Below are 20,479 nucleotides of genomic sequence, written 5' to 3' on the forward strand. Positions count from 1 at the left end.
ACCCTTGCGATACCTTGGGTGACGCTGCTGGTATCTCTGCCTTCCGACCAGTGCTCTGGTCGATAGCGCCGCGGCTTGGTTCATGCGGCCTTTACCCGTTGTCCCGGTGGGTGTCGTATTTGTACCCCCAGCGGCCGGCGATTAAGCATAGACGTTCAGTTGCAGAAAGGTAATCGAATGGAAGGCAGCATCTTGCTGTTAGGCGCCATTGGAGAAGGCTGGGTCGCGGCCTTTGTCGGATTGGCTGCCCTAGGCGGCTTTCTGGGAGCCAAAGGGCTCGATCGACTTCGCCGGCGCGATGTGGAGAAAGAAGCCCGCCTGATTATCGACGGAGCCGAGAAGGACAAAGCCACCCTGTTGAAGGAAGCCGCCGTCGAAGCCAAGGAAATGGCGCTGCAGGAAAAAGCCAAGATCGAAGACCAGATGTCCGAGGTCCGCAAGGAACTGCACGAGCGCGAACGGACGCTCGACAAGGCCGACGACAATCTGCAGCAGCGCAGCGAGCAACTGCAGAAGCAAGAGAAGATGGTGGAGAGCAACCAACGCAAGCTCGCCGAGAAACTGGAAGACGCCACCCGGCGGCAGTCGGAACTCGACGACCTATTGGACGTGCAGCGGCAGACACTGCATCAATTGAGCGGTTTGAATCGCGACGAGGCCAAAGACCTGCTGCTGAAGAAACTCGACACCGAGTTGTCGCACGAACAGGGACTACTGATCAAGAAACGCGAACAGGCGATTGCCGAGGCCGTTGAGCCGAAGGCGCGCGAGATGCTGATCACGTCGCTGCAGCGGTTTGCAGCCGCCCACACGGCCGAAGCCACGACCAGCACGGTCGACATTCCGAACGACGACATGAAGGGCCGCATCATCGGCCGCGAAGGGCGGAACATTCGCGCGTTTGAGAAAATCACCGGCGTCGACGTCATCATCGACGACACGCCCGGTGTGGTGATCGTCAGCGCGTTCGACCCCGTGCGGCGGGAGATCGCCCGGCTGTCGCTGGCCAAGCTCATCGCCGACGGGCGGATTCATCCCAGTCGCATCGAGGAACTGGTTGCCGAGACCGAAAAAGAAGTCGAAAAGCAGATCGTCAAGTTCGGCGAAGAGGCTGCCCAGGAGGCCGACGTGCACGGGCTGCACGCCAAGGTGATTCACCTGTTGGGCCGGCTCCGCTACCGAACCAGCTACAGCCAGAACGTGCTGCGGCACTCCATCGAGGTGGCGTTCGTCACTGGTATGCTGGCCGAAGAAATGGGCATGGATGGCGACCTCGCGCGACGCGCGGGCCTGCTGCACGACATTGGCAAAGCGGCCGACCACGACACCGAGGGCGGCCACCCCAAGATCGGCGCCGACCTGCTTAAGCGGTACGGCGAGAACGAGGTGGTGGTGCACGCCGCGCTGGGGCACCACGACGACATCCGCCCCGACATGCCCTACACGGTGCTTTGCGCAGCGGCCGACGCCTGCAGCGCTTCGCGACCTGGGGCACGTCGCGAGACGCTCGATCGGTACATTAAGCGGATGCAGGAACTGGAGAGCATCGCCACCGGCTTCGACGGTGTGAGCCAGGCGTTCGCCATCCAGGCGGGCCGCGAAGTGCGGGTGATCGCCAATACCAATCAGACCACCGACGAGTCGGCCGCCAAGGTGTGCCGCGATATCGCTCAGGCGTTCGAGCAGCAACTCACTTACCCAGGCGAAATCAAAGTAACGATGATCCGCGAAAGCCGCTTCACGGAGACGGCCAAGTAGCGCGGTTGGCAGGCGGAACTGTTCATTCACCCATTGATACACCACTTACGCCTTTTGTTACCCTTATCGCATGGTCCGACTTCTGTTCATTGGCGACATCGTTGGTAAGCCGGGACGAGCCATCGTCCGCCAGGTGGTGCGGCCGCTGGTCAAAGCCGAGTCGATCGACTTGGTGATCGCCAACGCCGAGAATTCCGCCGGCGGATCGGGCCTCACGCCGGCCAACTACCGCGAGTTGGTCGACGCGGGCATCGATGCGTTTACGCTGGGCGACCACGTGTACCGCCGCCGCGAAATCTACAAGGTGCTGGAGTCGGAACGAAACATCGTCCGCCCCGCCAACCTGCCGGACGAAGCAGTCGGGCCGCGGTGGGCCATGGTGCACACGGCCGCCGGCGTGCCGGTGGCGTTCGCTTGCTTGTTGGGTCGGTTGTTCATGAATCCGATCGACAGTCCGTGGCGAGCGGCCGATGCACTGCTGGCCGAGATTCCCACCGACATAAAAGTACGCCTGATCGACTTCCACGCCGAAGCGACCAGCGAGATGCAGCAGATGGGGCGGTACCTGGACGGCCGCGCCAGCGCGGTGCTCGGCACCCACACCCACGTCGCCACGGCCGACGAGTGCATCCTGCCGGGCGGCACCGCTTTTCAGTGCGACGTCGGCATGACCGGCCCTCACGAAAGCATCATCGGCCGCCGGATCGACCGCGTGCTGGAGAGCACGCTCACGGCCAAGCCAGTTCCGTTCGACGTGGCCACGGAGGACGTGCGGCTCAACGGAGCGATCGTCGACGTCGACGAAGCAACTGGCCACGCGACCGCCATTCGACGCATATGTGTCGACGAGAAGCGAGCTGCGGAACTCAGCGGTTGATGCACGTTTTCTGCTTGTTTCGCGCGGAGGTCGTTCGCTCGCGCGGTAGAATAGCCGGTGAGATGCCCCGCGCCGGACCTCGCCATGACCAAGCACGATCCGCCATCGAATCCGTTCTCCACCCGCCACCGAATGATCTTGGTGGTGCTGGCCCTGGCGTTGCTGGCATTACTGGTGACCGCCGCAAGGCTTGAGCCCAGTTCGCGAGGCTTCGGCACCCACCAGCAACTTGGGCTGGGCGAGTGCTTCGTGGTGCAGCAGTGGGGCGTACGGTGCCCTTCGTGCGGCATGACCACCGCGTGGACGCGGCTATTACATGGCGACCTGCAAGGTGCGGTGGCTGCGAACACCGGCGGCGTGTTGCTGTGCGTTGCAGCGATGGCCGCTGTGCCGTGGCTGCTAGCATCCGCTGCGGTCGGACGATGGTGCTATTTACGTCCCACCGCCAGTTTGGTACTACCCGCCGTCGCTGTCGTGGCATTGATCGTCGTTTTCGACTGGATGCGCCACACAGGACTTGCGCTGCTATTGGAACGGATTCCATAGCGCGAAACACTTGTCAGCCACGAGCGGACGCAGACTTCGGCTGCTCCGCGACCTCCGACCATTCAGGAAAACGATGGACCGTTCTCCCAGCTTGCGACGCACGTTGCACCGCGCCACCGCTGTACTGGCCCTGTTGTCACTGATTCCCTCTACCGGGTGTCATCAACTGCTGGCCACCGGCATTTATGTGTTCCAGGGTGGCAACGTAGTGCCCGCCCAGTGCGACCAACTTGAAGGACAACGCGTGGTGGTCGTCTGCCGCCCGCCATCGTCCAGCGAGTACAGCCACGCCGGCGCATCGCGGATGCTCGCGCGTAACGTGACGCAGTTGCTTCGCGAAAACGTGCCCAAGGTCGAGATGGTCGAGTCGCGCGAAGTGGACAAGTGGATGGACGAAAGCGATTGGGACAACTTCGAAGAGTTGGGCCGCGCAGTGAAAGCTGAACGGATGCTGGTGATCGATCTGGCGCACTTCGACTTGTTCAAAGGCAAGACGCTCTACCAGGGCAACGCCGACGTGTCGCTAACCCTGTACGACGTTGAAGACAAGAACAAAGTACTCTGGGAACGAGCCTTGGGCGAAGTGCTCTTCCCGCAGAACAGTGCGATCCCCATTCAGGACAAAGCGCCCAAGCAGTTCGAGCGCGAGTACATCGGCATCCTGGCTCGCCGGATCGCGGTCTACTTCTACAAGCACGACCCGAACGCCGACTTCGCCTTGGACGCGTTGGCGAACAGGTAGAGGTGAGTAGTTGAGTCGTCCTCGCCCTACAGCTTGGGCACCGGCCGCTTGGGTTTTTTAGGCGGTACGTTTTCCATGCGGGGGCGTGGGTTGGCGTTGCCGTTGCCTTGGTTTTGGCGGCGGCCCACCACGTTGGTGAACGTCTCGGTCCACTCCCAGCCGAACGGCGTTTCCAACTCCTTGGCGGCCAGATAGGCCCACGGTGTGTCGCCATGTTCTTCGACCACACGTTCCAGGTACAGACGGGCTTTGTCGGCCTCTTTCGAGAGCACGCTGCCGCTGGTCACCTGGTCCGAAGGCCGGAGCACCCAAGTGTCGTTCTTGGGATCTTTGAATTTCATACCTTGCTTGGCCATCGCCAGCATGGTGTTGTAGCCCTCGGTGCGGACCTTGGCGGCCAGCGCCCGGCCCATGGCCAGGTCGTATCCGGCGCGCCAGCGAGGCTCAGTGATCTTGTCGCGATCTCCTTCACCTTGTGACAGCGTGCTGACGAGCCGCAGGAGCTTCGGTTCGAGCTTGGCTGCCTCGCGCTGCGCCATAGACAACGCCCGCGCCAGCTCTGCTTCGTCGGCCACGGGGAATCGCAGCCGGATGTCCTCCATCGACTCGGTCCAACTCTGGCTGGCCGCTTGCACCAGGGCCGCTTTGGCCATGTTGCCCGCTAGCCGAGTGCGATACTCGCTTTCGCTGATGTAGTCCGGCCGGTAGTTCCGCATCACCAGCGGATCGAAGAACCGCGCCAGGTGCGTCGCCATGGCGTCGGTCTGGCGGCGGCCCACGTAACCCGACCGACGGTTGGGGTGCACCGAGAAGAAGATGCCACCGGTCTCGTACGCCAGGCGTGCCAAGCCGAACGCGCCGAAGCCCGACTCCAGTCGCTCGTCGCCGTCGTTGCGTCCCAGGAACCGCAGGCGAATTCGCTCGGGCATGAGCGATTCGGGGCCCGAGTCCACCGGCACGTATTGCGGCGACTGGTCGTAGCGCGGATCGGGGTCAACGTACTTGACCATTGCCTGGCGGCGACCGAACGGAGCCGGCACGCCGACTACGTATACCGGGATCACGCTTCGCTTACACATCTCTACCGCCGCGTCGACGTTCTGGAAGTCGTTGCCCGACTCGTCGGTGAACACCACGAACATCACGTTCCGCTGCGGGGCTCGCGTGCGATACTTGCGAAACTGTTCGGCCATCTGATACACCGCGCCGAACACGTTCTCCTGACCCGAAGCGGAGTCGGGGTTCTGGTAGATCATGGCGGCCTTCTCGTCGATGGCCTGCATCGCGGCTTGGATTTCGTCGATGTCGCCGGTCGGCTTCTTGGTGTGCACGGTGGTGCGTGATTCGAACGAGGCCACCACGGTGAGCAGCGGCTTGTCGTCGTCGTGCTTGAACGCCGGGTTGCCGGCCGCTTCGATCACGCCCAGTTCTTCATACACGCGGTCGAACCGCTTGGCGATCGCTTCCCGCTCGGGTTGCAAACTGCCCGACTCGTCGAACAGCCACACTACCAGCGTGGGACGATGTTCAAGCGACAGCAGGATCTCGTTGGTAATGCGATCGATCGCGCCCACCGCTGCGGTGGTGCCCACGTTGCCGGTGCCTTTGACCAGCATGGTCTGGTTGGGGTTGGGCGCGGTCAGCACTTCGACGTTGGCGTCGAGCGCTGGCATCTCACCGACGATGTTGATCGGCTCGATCTCGGTCAGGATCTCCGAAATGTCCGCCTCGACCGGCGCGGCGGCTTCGGCGTTGGTGACCGACTCGTTGCCCAGCGCGCCGATCTCCACTGGGGTGAGTTCCGAGAAGTGCACCTCTTCGGGCAGCAGCTCCGGCTCCACATCCAGTGGCATCGACGTGATCAGATGGTCGTCGTTGGTGGGAATCAAATACGCCAGCGTGGCCAGTAGAATCAGCACCGCCAGATGCAATGTGAGACTCACCAGCCACGAGGTCACCTCGCGGTCCAGCGGCAGTTCGTCCGAGCCGGTTAGCTCGTACCACCAGATTCGCAGTTTCTCTGTCATAGGCCGGAGAATATCGGTGGGGATGAGGGACGAACTGGTATTATTGTCGGCGATTGCCGGTGAACCGGCAACTGGTTTGTCCGGCCAGGCGGCGGCTTTGCTCCACTGTTGGAGAGTCATCTGCTATAATACACGATGAAACCACCAATTTTCTTCCATACTCGCGTACAAATCTTTCCAAAAGCCACACCACAAAACCCCGTCACCCGCATTTCGGACCGAAAGTCGATGATTTCTCGCCGTTTTGTTGCCATCTGGGCCCTCTCCGCCGTTTCGCTCTTCGTTCTTGCACCCGCTGCACTGGCTCAGGATGTTCCCGAGCCCGAAGTGGTCACCATGAGGACCAAGGACGGGGTGGAACTCACCGGCACCTACTACCAGAGCACCGCCGGCAAAGACGCCACGCCGGTGGTTCTGCTGGCCGACTGGAAGGACTCGCGCGCGGTGTACGCCGAGTTGGCCGAGCGGATGCAGCGCGGCGGTAGCAAGGACGAAGACGGCTTCGACTGGGAATCGTTCGCTGTGCTGACCGTCGACCTCCGCGGGCATGGCGATAGCACCAAGCAGCGCATCGGCAGCAACACTCGCGAACTCGACGCGGCGAAGATCGACCGCAACGACCTGGGCGCGATGGTGCAGTACGACATGAATGCGATCCGAAAATTCCTGGTCGAGAAAAACGATGCGGGCGAACTGAACCTCAATAAGCTGTCGATCGTCGGAGCTGGCCTCAGTTCCTCGGTGGGCGTGAGCTGGTCGCTCATCGACTGGAGCTTCCCACCGCTGGCCATTGGCAAGCAGGGACAGGACGTCAAAGGTCTGGTGCTGGTTTCTCCTCAGTGGTCTTACAAGGGACTGCAAATGACAAAGCCGCTGCGTCATCCTGGCGTGCGCGAGAAGATTGCTTTCTTGATCATGTATGGTGGAGAGGACCGCAAGAGCGCCGCCGACGCCAGACGCATCGAAAAGCAACTCGAACGTTACCACCCTGTGCCCGACGACCTGGAGGAAGGCGAGCCCAACTCACTGGCGCTCATGGGGCCAGCCACCAAGTTGCAAGGCACTCAGCTACTCACGCAAGGCGGCGACAAAGCCGAGCTGGCCATCATCAAGTTCCTCAACTCGCATGTCGCCCAAAGAGACTTCGAGTGGATGAAACGCGGCCGCGACTAGTCTCTCGTCAAGCCGAACTTTTCGGGAGATCACTACCCGCAAAGATCCGTTTGACGATGCGCTAGTATCTCGCCAATCCGAACGAGTAGGTCGGTCCCGGCCAGCTCCAACACCTTCTACCTTTCTGTTTTGTTGTCATTGAGTTGTCTCACTCCCGGCCTGCGGCGAGCCCACTAGTGAAGCACCCACCGGCGCTTGCAGGCGAGCCCGTGGCGGTCGGCGCACCGAGTCTGGCAACTCCGGCAGCGGCACCAATCGGCTTTGCGGGGCAAACTGCTCGGCCGATGCGCCGTGGGAGTCGTACACGCTGATCACACTGGGCCCGGTCTGCCGCTCCGGGATCCGCAGCTCAACGCCAATCGGCAACAGGTCGGGATTCTGCAGTCGGTCCTGGTTCAGCTCATAGATCTCCCGTGCTCGGTACGCATCGCCCAAGTATCGCTCGGCAATCTTGGCCAAGGTATCTCCGTCGCTCACCACGTGCCACACCAACACGTTGTCGTCCACGGTGTCGGAACCAAGCGGTGCAACCGATCGCACCTTGCTCGGACCGCCCCAGTCGTTACTCCAACTGTTCGATGTTTGAAGTTGTGGTGGTAAGGTCGGTGCAGTGGCAGGCGGCTGGCTTTGGATCGATGGCGATGCCGTGTCGGTCGCTTTCTTCGGGAACCTCAAGTTTTGCATCGGCGTGGCATCCGTCGGCGCGTTGAACAGCGGCGGCGCGATCGACGCGGTCCGCTCGCCCGACGGCACCCGGCGAATCTCCGGCGCACCGCTATCGGCTGGGGGGCTGCTCGACTCGCCGCTTGGCCAAATGGGACGCGCGGCCGAATGCTGCACCACAGCAGGCGCACTGTACCCACTAGCGGTCTCCAGCCCGAACTGGTTGCCGCCGGTGTGCGAGGCGGGCGCGACGTTCTCGTCCAACGTGGACGGCGCCTGCGTTAGCACGTCGCTTCCCAATGGTTCCAGTCGCTGTGGAGTCCAATCGCCGGGCGCACCGGTTGTGGAGTCACCTGCTTCTGGAGTACCGAACAGCGAAGCCCCAAAGAATCCGGCCGCCAGCAATCCGGCCGCCGCCAACAACTTCGTAATTTCAGACACGGACAATCCTCGCTCCTGGTCTGATCCGTACCGTGGGTGCGCGCGGCGCGCAGCGGTGAGCGGATAGACCTAGCCTGGTGCAAAATCATCGTCCGTGAAAAGTTAACTGCCATACGGCGCTCCCGCCGCGCAGTGTTCCATCACCGTTAATTCGGATGCGACCGCCGGTTGGTTCAGCGATTTGCTGCTAGCAACGACGAAAAACGCCGCCGCCCGACCGCTGGCAACACGTGGCGAAACGCCAGCACTACCGCAAAGTTTTCCGGTTAGGCAAAGCTCGCTGGGGTTTTGTCCCACCTGGCCCAAAACCCAAATCCCTCCATTTCCATAAGTCGTTATTTTTCAGTGGCTTAGGATTTCGCCCACCTTTGAGTAGTTCCCCGAATTCGATCCGTGGTACCAAAACTCAACCGGCGGCCGACCCTTAGCGCTGCCGCAAGTTGTTTTGCGACAACGAGTTACAAGAACCTGTCTGTAGGGGCGGCCCGCGAGTTTTGTCCCTGGTGTGTTTACGGGAGGAAAAAACCCCAGGCGAAACCAACGCACCGCACGGCCGGAACCCGACCGCGCACGCCGCCCCACCAACCGCTGTTAAGCAGTCTCACCCCATTAGATCAAATCGGAGAGCGGAATCTACGGCGATTTTTTTACATCTATGAGAACACTGCTTGTCAACCGACACTTGCCCAGATTTGGTCGATCCGCTGGCCATTGGAACAAGTTCGTATGGAAGAGGGGCGAGATGGGGAATACGCTCGATTGGCTATCCGCCATTGGTCTTACGTTTCCACGCTCCAATGGATGATGTCACCGATCAATAGAACGCGGCGAACAACTTGAAATTCAAGAATCACACAACCCATCGTTAACGGGCGGTCTGGATGAGCTTTCGGCATTTCCTTGAGAGTTCACCGAAGTCGCCGTAGATTTCAACGGATGCATCATACCAGTCCTGCTTCGCTTCCAAGCGAGAGAGGACATCATCAACCCTAGCTATTAAGTCGTGATTGCCAGCGATTGCCGCGGATTGATCTTCAACGATGGTAAAAAATGAGGACGCGCCATCTGAATCTCCAATGCTGGCATTTGAAAGCAAGTAGTTACAGAAAGCAACAAGGTAGTACTGTAGGCATGCTCCAGGCATCCACATCAGGTCCTCCGCATAGTACAAGGCGTTCTCGGCAAACATCTGCTCAGCTTGTTCAAGGGTCATCCCAAAGAAGTGGTGGAACGCGTGACCCTCGTCCATCATCGGTTTGCCAGATGGAGGTCTACTTTGGCCCCATTTTGACAGGTCTGGTGGAATGTCGTTCATAACTAAAAATGAAAACTAAACCGCATTCACTTCCGTGGGCGTCGCCGTCGACTGCAGCCTTTGGTCATCCCGCCTCGTCCGTTTTCAGCGCCCCAGAATCTGAGCCATCCGCTGACGCAGATCTTCTGCAACGTCGGGATGCTGCTCGATCACGTTCTTGGCTTGCCGTGGGTCGTCTTTCAGGTTGTACAACTGCTGTGCCGGCGCGTCTGGACGGATCTCCCCGCCCTCGATGTCGCTGTTCACCTGGCCGGTGAAGGGCATCGCGGCGGGGCCGCCGAAGCCATGGTCTCCCTCGTTCTTCGACGAGAAACCTCCGCCCGCCTGGCCGGAAATGAACATCCAGTCGCCGCGTCGCAGCGCCAGGTTGCCAGGCTTGGCTGGCGACACTAACAGCTCTTCTCGCACCACCGTGCCCGGCTTGCCGAGCAGCGCGGGTAGAAGGTTTACGCTGTCGGGCGCCTCGTCCTCTTCGAGCTTCTGTTCGCCGATGGCCGCCACCGTGGCGGCGAAGTCGATGCTCGACACCAGCGAGTCCGACACGCTGCCGGGGGAAACCTGGCCCGGCCACCGCACGATCATCGGAACGCGATGTCCGCCCTCCCATGCATCGAACTTGAATCCCAGCAGTTCTCCGTTCATCCGATGACCCTGGCGGTAGGCTTCCTGCCCTCCTCGGTTGAGCATGCCACCGTTGTCGCTAGAAAAGATGACCAGCGTGTTATCGGCCACCTGGGCCTTGTCGAGCGCCGCGATCACCTCGCCGACCATCCAGTCCAACTCGTGGATGAAATCGCCGTAAGGACCCGCCTTGCTGGTGCCTTGAAACCGCTTGGCAGGCGTGAACGGATGGTGGATGTTGGTGGTTGCCAGGTACAGGAAGAATGGCGAGTCGGTCTTGGCTTGCTGCTCAATCCAGTCGGTCGCTCGCTTCGTCAGCACCGTGCCAACGGCCTCATCGTCGTATTGCTCGTGGGCACGCTTGGCGCCGCCGATCTGCGACAGCCCGAACTTCTCGTCGAAGCGGCGCGTCGAAGCACGCTGCCCGTACACAAACGGATCGTCGGCCGTCCAACCGACCGGGCGGTCGTTCTCCACGTACACAAACGGCGGGTGACTGTTCAGCACGGGGACTCCGAAGTACGTATCGAAGCCAAGTTGCTGTGGTCCGGGCACCAGCGGGGCGTTCCAGTCGGTGGGTTGCTTGCTGCCCCAACCGAGATGCCACTTGCCGATGCAAGTCGTGGTGTAGCCAGCCCGTTTGGCAATGTCGGCGATGGTGGTCTGCTCCGTGTCGACGATCAGCGGCGATCGTACGAACACCGGGGCCCAGAAGTCGCGGCGAGCGGGATACTGCCCCGTCACCAACGCGTAGCGAGAGGGAGTGCACACGGCCGAAGCCGCGTGGGCATCGGTGAACTTGCGGCCTTGCAGAGCGAGCTGGTCGATGTTCGGCGTCTCGACGTGCGTTGCACCATAACACCCCACGTCGCCGAAGCCGACGTCGTCGGCGTAAATGATGACGATGTTCGGCAGCGCGTTGTCCTCCGCCCGTGCCAGGGGTGCAGCCACAAGGCAAACCAGAGCGGCGACAATTCGCCCGGAGAACATCCTCTGTTGGAAACGTTGCACACTCATCCTCCCAAAATTGATCGCGATAGCTCTGCGGTTTATAGGTGAGATCGTATTCCAGATGGCCGGAGTTCGCAAATGTATTCTGCCTCCAGGGGACAACTGTGATAGAATGTTGGCCAAACTCACCTTGCGAGTTGTTATGAGCATCTTCATCGACATCGTCTGCTACGACTCCAACGGGCCCGACGGGGGCAACATTCAGCGTCTCACCAAGGGCGACTTGGTGCAATTGGCAGAGCGACAGCCCAAATACAAAGTGCTCGAATCGGACGGCACCACGTCCATTCGCTTGTCGGGCGTCCACGTCCAAGTGGTACTCCAGCCGCGTGGAATGCTTTCTTGCCAGCTGGATCACCAAACCGACACTGCCGCGTTGCTCGACGCGCTACGCGATCTTGCGTCGCACTTACTGGGTGCAGTGGTCCAAGACGAGGAAGGGGAGATCTACTAGCTGGTCGTAACGTCTTTTCAAACTACAAAGCCGGAACGGAGCGGGCATGGACACTAGAAAGGGGCGTGATGTTTGACTTTTTGCTTCGGCGGGGCAATCCCACCAACCATTGGACGCGCGCGGCCAACCTGAAGCTGGCGGCGGAACTGGATGTTCCCTCCCTGAACGGAGTGACTTTGGGATCGCAGATCGACTTGCTGTCGTCGTTGGGGCGAGACGACAGTCGCCAGCTAGGAACACTCTGCTATGCTGATCTGGGAGTTGGAATCGACTACGACGATGTTAAAAACCTCGTGGGATACACCTTGGTGCTGAGTCATGCAGAGCCTCCATTCCAACCCTACTCGGGCGAGATAGTTTGGAACGGGCAGCCGTTGCAGGGTAGTCACCTCACGCACGATGGCATATCCAATCTTCTGGGAGAACATTACTGGCTCGACTCAGACGACGATGAGCGCATTGCCTTCTTTGAGTTTCCCCAATACGAAATACAGGTGGAGTTCGACACGAACGACCAGATAAACGGGATCGTCGTAACCAGCACGCCGCTGATGGCCAACCCCGAACAGCGCGAGGCCTACGGAGTAGACAAACCGTGGCCACCGACAAACGTTAGTTGACGGAGCTGTGTGGTTCAACGCCGCCGCCGCTTGCCATGGGTTATCCAATCTGTACCGCGTGGCCCCAGCCTCGCACGGCGAATAGAATGGAACACGTACCTTCCGCGATTCGCGCGGACCACTGGGTCAACCAGCCAGGCGGCCATGTATCCTCCGCTTCCCACCAAGACGTTCAACATCCAGCTACTAAGGATTCGATTGCTGGACGCGCTGGCTTTGTTGATCATCGCCCTTGTTGTGTCGATGGTTACCTATACCTGGCACTACAACTTGATTGAGGACGGAGCAGCGCAGTGGCGCGACACTTCATCCGCGGCAGCCCAAGCCAGTGGGCAAGTGGCCATTGATCGCTACTTCTTGGTTCTCTGCGCGTTCTACTCCGCCTCGGCGATGGGCATCTACTTGTGCATACGCTACTCCCAGCGGTTGAGCGTGAAGCAAGAGCCCTCCACCGGAATCGTCGCCGCTGCCTTGGGTCTCGCGGTGCCGCTGCTCTCGGCGCCCTTGTTCCCCGTGGTGCCCGCGTGGCTTGTCCCAGGCTACCCGGTATTGATGCTTCCGCTGCTGGTTGTCGTGTACTGCTTCGCCCGCCGCCGTCCCGGGCTGGGGTTCGCCGTGTTCGGGCAGGCATTCGTGTGGTTCGTGCTGGCCAATACCTACCACGACTTCTGGCTCTACATGACTGACTAACCTAAGAGTCGATTGCAAAGCTAATGTCTCTCCGAGCACTCTTAGCCTACGTAGCCGCATTCTCCGTGGCACTCGCCCTCACACAGATCGACTTTGTCGTGGGGTGCTGGGTTCTGATGGGAATCGTCGTGCTGCTGAACTTCGTTCTGTCCGCTTCCACCTGGAGAGCGGTCGCCTACGGAGGGCTTGGCGGAATACTCGTCGCATATGTTGCAATGGAGATGTTCATCGCCGAGTCGGTGGGCACAACAAGAGCAACAAACTACCAGGAAAGCAACGCAATGTTCGACGTGGTGTACGCCTGGCGATCGTACGTGGTTCAGTTGGGAGCGTTCTTTGGGGCGACGGTAGGACTGTTGGTGAGGCGATGGGCGCGCGAGACATCGAGGTGGTAGTAGCACGTCTCTCTATTGGAGGGTCGTTATCAGCCTCACTTCACTTCGCCTTGACAGCCTAGTGCGTTGACCGTAAGTACCGATCTTTGAGTTAGTACGCCAATTTGTTCTCGCAATGGAGTGCGCAATGAGGTCTCATGCTAGCAGTCAGAACGGCGAATCGCGGGTTTCGTGGTTGGCATTGGGGATCGCCGCGCTGAGTTTCTGGCCACTGTTGATGATGGCTGTGAATCCACGAGCTTTCCTAGAGAACGTGAACTTCCGCGAGGGAATGCACTCCATCCTCGGCAAACCTGAGACAACCTACAATCTACTCGCTATCAGTGCGATCTACCTACTTACGTTGGGATCGTTGATGGCAATGCGGGCGTTTACCGCGCCGCGCATTTCCCAGGTATTCCTCGCCGCCTTCGAGTCGTGGTTTTGTGCCGTATTCGTGGTGAATCTGCTAGTTGGAAGATTCGACTTGGGATTACAGTTCCTCGCCATCATGTTCGTCGCCTGCGTTCTTGTCGACGTCCTTATCGAGTTTCGAAAACGGCACAACGCTCGACTGATTGCAAAAGCCTTGGCTGAGATGAACGAGCCGAGTGAAGGAGCATTGGCCGCCTGACACTGCTTGCTTCTAGTCCAAACCCGGGCCGTGCCACAACGAATCCTCGCTCGTCACGCCATCCACCGCGCGGGCGATCTCGGCGGTGCGGCGGAGCGCCTCGTCGAGGGCATCTGCCCAGGGCCCTTCGGTGGCGCGCTGCCAGCCGGCTTGGGCCATCGCGATCGCCGGATCGTCGCCCGCTGCGAGCGGCTCGGCGGGCAACTGGTCGTAGTACGCGCGGAACATGGTGGTCGACGCAAAGAACTGCCGCAGGCCCACCCGATTGGCCAGCGCCGCTTGCAGCCGTAGGCAGGCGTGTTCGTGCACCTTCTTCGCCGGGTTGTTCAGCAGTCCCCAGTCGAGCTGCGTGAGGCACTCCGGCCCTTCGACCAGGGCGTGGCAAGTTTCGTGCAAGATCATCTGCGCCAGGCAGTCGTCCGGGTCGAGCGTCTCGGGCGTGCCAATCGTCAGCACCCCGGCGCCGTCCCACGAAGCATTCACCTCGGCGCTCCGCACCACCCGCATCCCCATCCGCCGCGCGGCATGCAGCCACACGAGATCCAGCGGGTCGGTGTAAGTTCGGGTGATCTTTCGCACGGTCGGTTACATCCTGAGCGTGGAGCGAGGTTGCCTGTAGCGTAGCACAACCCGCGATCAGGCGAGAGGCGGTCTGTTTGGCGCATGTTTCTACGGGCGGCTATACTCTCAGTTGCGATGCCTTGTTTCGTAGCGACCCAACTTAGGCTGAGGGAGTGAAGCGATGAGCGACAAGTCGCCCAAAGTCTGGCAGCAGCCGGGGCCGGCCGCCGCCTACTACGAGAAGGTCCTCCAATCGCCGCTGCTGCGCGACGTGCTGCTCGGCAATCTGCGCGAAGTTCTGGCCAGTCAGCAGCATCCAGGACTCGCGCTGTTTCCCGAAGTCGCGCGGGAGGAGATCACACTACCGGGGCTCGACGGGAACGACGTGCCGGTCACGCGGTTCGTTCCACCTCAGGCTTGCGGTGGTGTGTGGGTGTACCTGCATGGCGGGGCGTGGATTTCGCCCATCTCGGGAAAGCACCTGGCGTGGGCGAAGCGTATGGCGGCGCTCACCAATTGGACCGTGCTGGCGGTGAACTATCGCTTGGGGCCGGAAGATCCCTACCCGGCCGCGCTTCACGATGTGGCTGGCATCGTGCAGCACTGCCAAGAGCACGAAAATGGTCCCGTGGTGGTGGGTGGCGACTCGGCCGGAGGCAATCTGGGCCCTGCCGCGGCGCTGTACGCGGCCGATCACGACATGCAATTGCCCGATGGGGTGCTCGCGCTTTGTCCGGCGACCAACATGGTGTACGAAGAGGTGCCGGGCTTTGTCGACGACGCCTGGGGCCACCCGATTCAAGACTTGACGATTTTTGCTCTCGGACGCGCGTGTTACACGCCCCGCATCGAAGATTGGCGGCATCCGTACGTCAGCCCGATGTTTGGCGACCTTTCGCGATTGCCGCCGACGCTGGTGGTAATCGGCGAGCAAGACGCCATGCGCGAAGACAACTTGGAATTCGTTCGTCGCGCCCGAGCGGCTGGAGCCGAGGTCGAAGACCACCTTTACCCTGGCATGCCGCACAGCTTTTTCATGCAAGACGAGTTGATTCCTAGCGAGTCGGCCGCCGCCGATGCGGTCATCGCAGCGTTCCTCGCTAAGCGGCTATAGTTGGCCAAGGTCGACCCGCATCCGGTCGCCGTCGAGCCACAATTGAGCGATCCACGCCAGGCTGTCGGTCACCGTCGGCGTGGGATTGCCCATCGCCACCTGCCAATGCTCGACCGCCGGCTTGGTGACCAGATAGTTGAGCACCGTGTGCAGCATCAGCATGTCTTCGATGGTCTCCAACTCCGCGCGCTCCAGCGCGTATTCCTCGCGGTAGCCGCTTACCATCGTCGCCAGTACCTGCCCGGCGGTCTCGGGCGAGGCGTCCGGAAGTCGGAAGCTAGGGTAGAAGTAGTGGCTGAACAGCAGCACCGCAAAGTCCATCGTCCGCCAACCGTAGCAGCCCAGATCGAAGTCGATCAACTCGATCCGCCCGTCTTCCACCAGGAAGTTGCCCGCGTGCAAATCACGATGCACCAGCCCGTACTCCCGCGGCGAGGTGGGGCGACTCCGCAATCCGTCGAGGAACTTTGCTATCGGTTCGATGACGTGCGAATCGAAACAGTCGGGCAGCGGATCGGGAATCTGCATCTCCTGGTCCTCCCACCACGACAAACGGTCCTCATTCGGTGGAAGGGTGAGCTCGTCCGACGCGCGGTGCACTCGGGCGATCTCGCGGCCCAGATTCGCGAGTAGTTCCTCGTTCCACTCCGGATCAGTCGCGGGATTGATTTGCCTGCCCGCAAAACGCTTGAAGCAGCTGACGTGCATCTCGCCAATGTCCAGCTCGATCGTTTCCAGCAGTTCCCCACCGCGCGAAGCAATCGGCGTGGTGACCGTGCAGCCATGGCGAATCAAATGATCGAGCCACAGCATCTCGCCCAACAGTTCGCTCCGCTCCCGAACCGCTCCGTCGCTAATGCGAATAATCACCGGCTGCCCCTCGGTGCTCACAGTGCCAAACACATGATTCACGCCGTCGCGTATGAGCTCCGTTTGCTCCAGCTCGAGCGCCCAGTGATCGATGCACTGGGAGAGCGCGTCGTGATAGGGCGAACTGTCGACTACCGAGCGATGATTGGGATCCACTATCGGAGCTCCTTGAAGAAGTTGTGCGGATAGGCCGCGAGTATACACGATGCGTGCCCCTCGATTGGGTGTTTGGCAGAACTATCTAGCCAAAGGTATACTCCCCTGCGGGCAATGTGGGTAATACGAACTAGCCAACCATCGGAGGCCACGCCATGCTACCGCACATCTCTCCTCTTCAGTATTTCGCGACTTTCCTGGCCGTTGCAGTTGCCAACATGTCCAACACCGCAACCGCCGCAGTGACGGTCTACGCGTACGAGTCTGGAGGCGATGTCATCGTCTCAGGCGGTGGCCGGTTTGACCTGACCAACCTCACTGTCGACGGCAATGGGCACACTGGATCGTCCCTGAATCCTAGTCTGGCGACTTTTCAGGTGGGCGACGGCTTTGGCGAAAGCTACAGAGTCCTGAGCGGCCCGGCAGAATTCGGCCCAGGTATCCTGTTGTTAGCCGATAGTAGCAGCGGCGATCTGTTTGGCGTGCTGCGAAATGGAGCCACTGAGCCCGTACTGGTCGTACCTCGCTTGTACTCATCGGGCGAGCTTCTGCAGGCCACCGCCACGTACAGCGGCCAGAGCTTCCACTCCCTCGCCCTCACGCCTGGCGACTACGTTTGGAGCTGGGGCTCCGGCGACCACGCCGACTCACTGACGTTGAAGATCGGCGAGCAGGTTCCCGAGCCGTCTACGGCGATGTTGACTGGAATGCTAACGCTGTTTGGTGTTTCAGTGGTACGGCGACGGGCGAAGGGCTGAAGCGATCTCACGCAAAGGCGCAAAGACGCAAAGTGGCGGTAGAGATACAATTCTCTACTGCCAGTTGAATACTCTAACCACGGGGAGTTCCCGACGTGCACTTTATAGATCGCGTGACAAAAAAGAGCTATGACATTCCCAATTCGGACGTGCTACTTCCGATGGGAAAACCACAGCGTCCCGACTGGCGGATGAATTGTGAGTTGCTGGTCTTCCTTGTCCGTCGCGAGAGGCGCGTATTCGTGGCCGGTGGCGAGTACGGATTCGACGGGTTGGCGCGCGAGGCCGACCAGTTAGAGGTTTCTGCGCTTGCCGAACGGTTCAACTCTGAACCGCTACGCGACATGGCGAGCCGTATGGAACGAAAGGAAGCTCGAACAGAACGAGTGAGTGCGAAGAAACCTCGGTGGCGGTTTTGGTGATGTCCGAGAGTGGTCCAAGCATGTCGTTTGAAGTTCCCTGTGATTCTTGTGGCCAGCTCATCACGATCAACTCGGTTTCCGAGTACCGTAGTTGTGGCAAACTGAGCGGATACTCGTACGCGTACAATTGTAGTTGCGGCTGCTCTTGTTGCCATGACGGCGTTGATGGCGATGCAATACCTGATTCGATGAAGCGCGCGGCGGCCCTACGTCGTCAAGCCTTCTCGATTCGGCACAAAGTTGATTTTGAACGTCGAGAACTCGCAGGCTCCATCTCCAAGACTCTCCTCAGAGAGTCTCGGGTTGCAACTCCTCAGCAACTTAGCGACTCGACTTGGCTGGTATACGCTTTGCCCAACGATGTGCAGGTGACCTATGAACCTGGCACAAAACGATACCAGCTGCGACAGGTCGACGACTCGATGGAATTCGCCACGGTGCGCCAGCTTGCTGCGCACCTCGAATCATCGATCAACAAGAGCTAGCTGCCCGCTCTCTCAACCCCGCAGCCACTCATCCCGGTGCTGATCAACAAACGCATCGTCCCGCAAATGCGGGTAGGCCGCCCAGATGCGGTCGAGTTGTTCCATTTGCCCGGGGCTCAGGCACTCTTCGGCCGATAGACAGCAAGTTTGTTCCATGAGGCCATGCCGGCGGAGGACTTCGTGGATGCCGGAAATGCATCCGTGGAAGCGGTTGTGGACGTCGAAGATAGCGCCGTTGGCGTCGGTCAGCTCGGCGGCCAGTTTGAGCCACTGCGGTTCGAGTGACCTGGCGTTCACCGCATCGTGACATTGCTGCAACAGCTCGACTGCGCGATGGGTCCACACGGCCCATTGGCCCAACAGGCCTCCGACGAATCGCACTTGCTTCCGCTCGCCCGCTACGTCGAACTCGTAGGGCGTGAGCAGGTCGAGGAGGATGTTGTCGTCGTTGCCGGTGTAGAGCGCCATGTCGCTACGGCCGCTCTCGGCCACTGCTCGCAGCACGTCGAGCGTGCGGTAGCGATCAAAAGCGGCCACTTTGATTGCCTTGGCGTTTTCGATCTCGCAGAAGCCCCGCCAGAACTCCACGGGTAGTTCGATGCCGCCCACGCTTGGCTGCAGGTAGAACCCAAACACCGGCAGGATCTCCGCCACCGCGCGGCAATGGGCAAGTAGACCTGCGACGGATTTATCTTCGACCGCCGCCAGCGACACGAGCCCCAGATCGTAGCGCAAGTCGCGCGCCGTGCTCGCTTCGCGCGTTGCCTGGGGGGTGTCGCCGCAGATTCCGGCCACGCGCACCAGCCGCTTGCCGCCGGTTTGTTCCGCGCGATCCATCTCTTCGGCGGCCAGCATGAGCACCGGCTCGAGCAGCCCGACTTGGGGATCGTGAATTTCAAACTGCGTGGTGTGCACGCCCACTGCCAGCCCACCGGCGCCGGACGCCAGATAGTAGCGGCTGAGGCCGCGTTGTCGCCGCTCGTCGAGTTGCCGCGTCGCCGTGAGCGCCAGCGGATGGGCGGGGATCACCAGGCCGTTTTGTAACGCCTCGAAAACGTCAGACACTTGAGAGTCACCTGCCAACGTGGATTGGAAGCGATCAAAACTTGCCGTCGCGCACCTGGAAGTGAGTCGGTTTGCCCCAGGTTGGCATGCCGCGAGAAACCCATTGGGCGGTCGCCGCGAGCATCTCGTCTACGGTCGTTGGCGGAGTGCCGAGCAACTCGTGCGACTTGCGCGAATCGTTCAGCAGCGCCGACGGTGCCTCTTCGCCGGTGAACGCAACGGGGCGATCGAGCAACTCGCCGAATCGCGTCGCTACTTCGCGGACCGAGAGTATCTCGGTGCCAGTCATGTTTAGGATGCACGGGGGGCACGACGCGTGGACCAGGCTGGCGAGTGTCATCGCGCAGGCGTCGGGTTGCCAGATGGCATTGAAGTAGCCCATCGCCAGATCGACCGGCTCGCCCTGCATCACCTTGGTGGCGATGTCGACCAGCACTCCGTAGCGAAACTCCGAGGCGTAGTTCAGGCGGATGATCACGCAGGGCGTATCGTTCTGCTGGCTGAAGTACTCGAACATCCGCTCGCGGCCCACGCAACTATTGGCGTACTCGCCCACCGGATCTAGCGGGCTGGTCTCGGTCGACCCGCGGCCCGACTGATGGTCGACCAAGCCGTAGATGTTGCCGGTGGAGAAGCACAACTGGCGGCTATCGCGAAACCGCTCGCTCACCACACCCGGCAGGAACACGTTGGCGGCCCAAGTCGCCGCAGCGTTGCCCGAGGTGCCAAACTTCATGCCCGCCAGAAACAGCACATTCCGGCAATCAGGGAGGCTATTCAGAAAACTCCTGTCGAACAGGTCGCCAGCGATGGTCTGGACGCCGCACTGTTCGAGCGCGGCGCGCGCCTGAGGGTTGGAGAACCGACTCGCAGCGATCACTTGCTGCTTTGCGCCCAACTGATCGATACTCCGCTGCGCCATGACCGCCAGCGTCGGGCCGAGTTTGCCTCCGGCGCCGAGGATCAACAAGTCGCCATCGAGCTGTTCGATCGCGCTCAGCGATCGATCGGTAGGTCGGCTGGTGATTTCGTCGACCTCATCGGCCACTTGCGGTACGGTGATCGTGGACATGCCTCGCGCCTTGGGTGGGAATGTTTCGAC

At 60.7% G+C, this 20,479-nt stretch carries 20 protein-coding genes; 12 read left to right on the forward strand and 8 right to left on the reverse strand.

What is annotated here, in order from left to right:
- The first annotated feature begins 177 nt into the window (after positions 1-177).
- From rny to ACQK2L_RS13825, 4 genes are all read left to right on the forward strand, one after another.
- Positions 178-1,758 (forward strand): ribonuclease Y, encoded by a 1,581-nt coding sequence (gene rny, locus ACQK2L_RS13810; RefSeq protein WP_425397605.1) that lies wholly within the window; start codon positions 178-180, stop codon positions 1,756-1,758.
- Between the two features lie 70 nt (positions 1,759-1,828).
- Positions 1,829-2,635, forward strand: a complete 807-nt coding sequence (locus ACQK2L_RS13815) for a TIGR00282 family metallophosphoesterase (protein ID WP_425397606.1) — start codon at positions 1,829-1,831, stop codon at positions 2,633-2,635.
- 84 nt (positions 2,636-2,719) lie between these two features.
- Positions 2,720-3,181, forward strand: coding sequence for a DUF2752 domain-containing protein (locus ACQK2L_RS13820; protein ID WP_425397607.1), 462 nt, complete (start codon positions 2,720-2,722; stop codon positions 3,179-3,181).
- Positions 3,182-3,254: 73 nt separating this feature from the next.
- Positions 3,255-3,923, forward strand: a complete 669-nt coding sequence (locus ACQK2L_RS13825; protein ID WP_425397608.1) for a hypothetical protein — start codon at positions 3,255-3,257, stop codon at positions 3,921-3,923.
- 26 nt (positions 3,924-3,949) lie between these two features.
- On the opposite strand, the gene ACQK2L_RS13830 is transcribed toward ACQK2L_RS13825, so the two are convergent.
- The gene (locus tag ACQK2L_RS13830; protein WP_425397609.1) at positions 3,950-6,070 is read right to left on the reverse strand and encodes a vWA domain-containing protein; all 2,121 of its coding nucleotides are present in this window, start codon (positions 6,068-6,070) and stop codon (positions 3,950-3,952) included.
- Between the two features lie 108 nt (positions 6,071-6,178).
- Here ACQK2L_RS13830 and ACQK2L_RS13835 point away from each other — a divergent pair, with 108 nt between their 5' ends.
- Entirely contained in the window at positions 6,179-7,123 is a 945-nt protein-coding gene (locus ACQK2L_RS13835; protein ID WP_425397610.1) for an alpha/beta hydrolase, read from the forward strand.
- 135 nt (positions 7,124-7,258) lie between these two features.
- On the opposite strand, the gene ACQK2L_RS13840 is transcribed toward ACQK2L_RS13835, so the two are convergent.
- From ACQK2L_RS13840 to ACQK2L_RS13850, 3 genes are all read right to left on the reverse strand, one after another.
- Positions 7,259-8,227, reverse strand: a complete 969-nt coding sequence (locus tag ACQK2L_RS13840; protein WP_425397611.1) for a LysM peptidoglycan-binding domain-containing protein — start codon at positions 8,225-8,227, stop codon at positions 7,259-7,261.
- Positions 8,228-9,092: 865 nt separating this feature from the next.
- Positions 9,093-9,542 carry a hypothetical protein gene (locus ACQK2L_RS13845; protein WP_425397612.1) on the reverse strand — a complete coding sequence of 150 codons (450 nt, stop codon included), beginning with the start codon at positions 9,540-9,542 and terminating at the stop codon, positions 9,093-9,095.
- Between the two features lie 84 nt (positions 9,543-9,626).
- Positions 9,627-11,174: a sulfatase family protein gene (locus tag ACQK2L_RS13850; protein WP_425397613.1), complete on the reverse strand. Its 1,548-nt coding sequence runs from the start codon at positions 11,172-11,174 to the stop codon at positions 9,627-9,629.
- Between the two features lie 142 nt (positions 11,175-11,316).
- Between ACQK2L_RS13850 and ACQK2L_RS13855 the strand changes: the two genes are divergently transcribed.
- The 5 genes from ACQK2L_RS13855 (at position 11,317) to ACQK2L_RS13875 (ending at position 13,946) form a co-directional block, all read left to right on the forward strand.
- Positions 11,317-11,628, forward strand: a complete 312-nt coding sequence (locus ACQK2L_RS13855) for a hypothetical protein (RefSeq protein ID WP_425397614.1) — start codon at positions 11,317-11,319, stop codon at positions 11,626-11,628.
- A 68-nt stretch (positions 11,629-11,696) separates the two neighbouring features.
- Positions 11,697-12,248 carry a hypothetical protein gene (locus ACQK2L_RS13860; RefSeq protein ID WP_425397615.1) on the forward strand — a complete coding sequence of 184 codons (552 nt, stop codon included), beginning with the start codon at positions 11,697-11,699 and terminating at the stop codon, positions 12,246-12,248.
- A gap of 144 nt (positions 12,249-12,392) precedes the next feature.
- Entirely contained in the window at positions 12,393-12,938 is a 546-nt protein-coding gene (locus tag ACQK2L_RS13865; protein ID WP_425397616.1) for a hypothetical protein, read from the forward strand.
- 23 nt (positions 12,939-12,961) lie between these two features.
- Positions 12,962-13,333 carry a hypothetical protein gene (locus ACQK2L_RS13870; protein ID WP_425397617.1) on the forward strand — a complete coding sequence of 124 codons (372 nt, stop codon included), beginning with the start codon at positions 12,962-12,964 and terminating at the stop codon, positions 13,331-13,333.
- Positions 13,334-13,460: 127 nt separating this feature from the next.
- The gene (locus tag ACQK2L_RS13875; protein WP_425397618.1) at positions 13,461-13,946 is read left to right on the forward strand and encodes a hypothetical protein; all 486 of its coding nucleotides are present in this window, start codon (positions 13,461-13,463) and stop codon (positions 13,944-13,946) included.
- A gap of 12 nt (positions 13,947-13,958) precedes the next feature.
- On the opposite strand, the gene ACQK2L_RS13880 is transcribed toward ACQK2L_RS13875, so the two are convergent.
- Entirely contained in the window at positions 13,959-14,525 is a 567-nt protein-coding gene (locus ACQK2L_RS13880) for a hypothetical protein (protein ID WP_425397619.1), read from the reverse strand.
- Between the two features lie 163 nt (positions 14,526-14,688).
- On the opposite strand from ACQK2L_RS13880, the gene ACQK2L_RS13885 reads away from it, so the two are divergent.
- The gene (locus ACQK2L_RS13885) at positions 14,689-15,621 is read left to right on the forward strand and encodes an alpha/beta hydrolase (protein WP_425397620.1); all 933 of its coding nucleotides are present in this window, start codon (positions 14,689-14,691) and stop codon (positions 15,619-15,621) included.
- Here the strand turns inward: ACQK2L_RS13885 and ACQK2L_RS13890 are convergent.
- The gene (locus ACQK2L_RS13890) at positions 15,616-16,647 is read right to left on the reverse strand and encodes a phosphotransferase enzyme family protein (RefSeq protein WP_425397621.1); all 1,032 of its coding nucleotides are present in this window, start codon (positions 16,645-16,647) and stop codon (positions 15,616-15,618) included. The genes ACQK2L_RS13885 and ACQK2L_RS13890 overlap by 6 nt on opposite strands.
- 218 nt (positions 16,648-16,865) lie before the next feature.
- Between ACQK2L_RS13890 and ACQK2L_RS13895 the strand changes: the two genes are divergently transcribed.
- Complete coding sequence (locus ACQK2L_RS13895; protein ID WP_425397622.1) at positions 16,866-17,405, forward strand: PEP-CTERM sorting domain-containing protein; 540 nt, start codon at positions 16,866-16,868, stop codon at positions 17,403-17,405.
- A 919-nt stretch (positions 17,406-18,324) separates the two neighbouring features.
- On the opposite strand, the gene ACQK2L_RS13900 is transcribed toward ACQK2L_RS13895, so the two are convergent.
- Both ACQK2L_RS13900 and ACQK2L_RS13905 read right to left on the reverse strand, forming a co-directional pair.
- Positions 18,325-19,377: a dihydrodipicolinate synthase family protein gene (locus tag ACQK2L_RS13900; RefSeq protein ID WP_425397623.1), complete on the reverse strand. Its 1,053-nt coding sequence runs from the start codon at positions 19,375-19,377 to the stop codon at positions 18,325-18,327.
- 34 nt (positions 19,378-19,411) lie between these two features.
- On the reverse strand, positions 19,412-20,449 hold the full coding sequence (locus tag ACQK2L_RS13905) for an NAD-dependent epimerase/dehydratase family protein (protein WP_425397624.1): 1,038 nt from the start codon (positions 20,447-20,449) through the stop codon (positions 19,412-19,414).
- Between the last annotated feature and the right edge of the window lie 30 nt (positions 20,450-20,479).

Origin of the sequence: Aeoliella sp., from assembly GCF_965227375.1 — a bacterium.
In the GTDB taxonomy this organism is placed as follows: domain Bacteria; phylum Planctomycetota; class Planctomycetia; order Pirellulales; family Lacipirellulaceae; genus Aeoliella.

Excerpts from the sequence above, each read along its gene's own strand:
- rny (WP_425397605.1), top strand. The coding sequence starts at position 178 with ATGGAAGGCAGCATCTTGCTGTTAGGCGCCATTGGAGAAGGCTGGGTC.
- ACQK2L_RS13815 (WP_425397606.1), top strand. The coding sequence starts at position 1,829 with ATGGTCCGACTTCTGTTCATTGGCGACATCGTTGGTAAGCCGGGACGA.
- ACQK2L_RS13820 (WP_425397607.1), top strand. The coding sequence starts at position 2,720 with ATGACCAAGCACGATCCGCCATCGAATCCGTTCTCCACCCGCCACCGA.
- ACQK2L_RS13825 (WP_425397608.1), top strand. The coding sequence starts at position 3,255 with ATGGACCGTTCTCCCAGCTTGCGACGCACGTTGCACCGCGCCACCGCT.
- ACQK2L_RS13830 (WP_425397609.1), bottom strand. The coding sequence starts at position 6,070 with ATGACTCTCCAACAGTGGAGCAAAGCCGCCGCCTGGCCGGACAAACCA.
- ACQK2L_RS13835 (WP_425397610.1), top strand. The coding sequence starts at position 6,179 with ATGATTTCTCGCCGTTTTGTTGCCATCTGGGCCCTCTCCGCCGTTTCG.
- ACQK2L_RS13845 (WP_425397612.1), bottom strand. The coding sequence starts at position 9,542 with ATGAACGACATTCCACCAGACCTGTCAAAATGGGGCCAAAGTAGACCT.
- ACQK2L_RS13855 (WP_425397614.1), top strand. The coding sequence starts at position 11,317 with ATGAGCATCTTCATCGACATCGTCTGCTACGACTCCAACGGGCCCGAC.
- ACQK2L_RS13860 (WP_425397615.1), top strand. The coding sequence starts at position 11,697 with ATGTTTGACTTTTTGCTTCGGCGGGGCAATCCCACCAACCATTGGACG.
- ACQK2L_RS13865 (WP_425397616.1), top strand. The coding sequence starts at position 12,393 with ATGTATCCTCCGCTTCCCACCAAGACGTTCAACATCCAGCTACTAAGG.
- ACQK2L_RS13870 (WP_425397617.1), top strand. The coding sequence starts at position 12,962 with ATGTCTCTCCGAGCACTCTTAGCCTACGTAGCCGCATTCTCCGTGGCA.
- ACQK2L_RS13875 (WP_425397618.1), top strand. The coding sequence starts at position 13,461 with ATGAGGTCTCATGCTAGCAGTCAGAACGGCGAATCGCGGGTTTCGTGG.
- ACQK2L_RS13885 (WP_425397620.1), top strand. The coding sequence starts at position 14,689 with ATGAGCGACAAGTCGCCCAAAGTCTGGCAGCAGCCGGGGCCGGCCGCC.
- ACQK2L_RS13895 (WP_425397622.1), top strand. The coding sequence starts at position 16,866 with ATGTCCAACACCGCAACCGCCGCAGTGACGGTCTACGCGTACGAGTCT.
- ACQK2L_RS13905 (WP_425397624.1), bottom strand. The coding sequence starts at position 20,449 with ATGTCCACGATCACCGTACCGCAAGTGGCCGATGAGGTCGACGAAATC.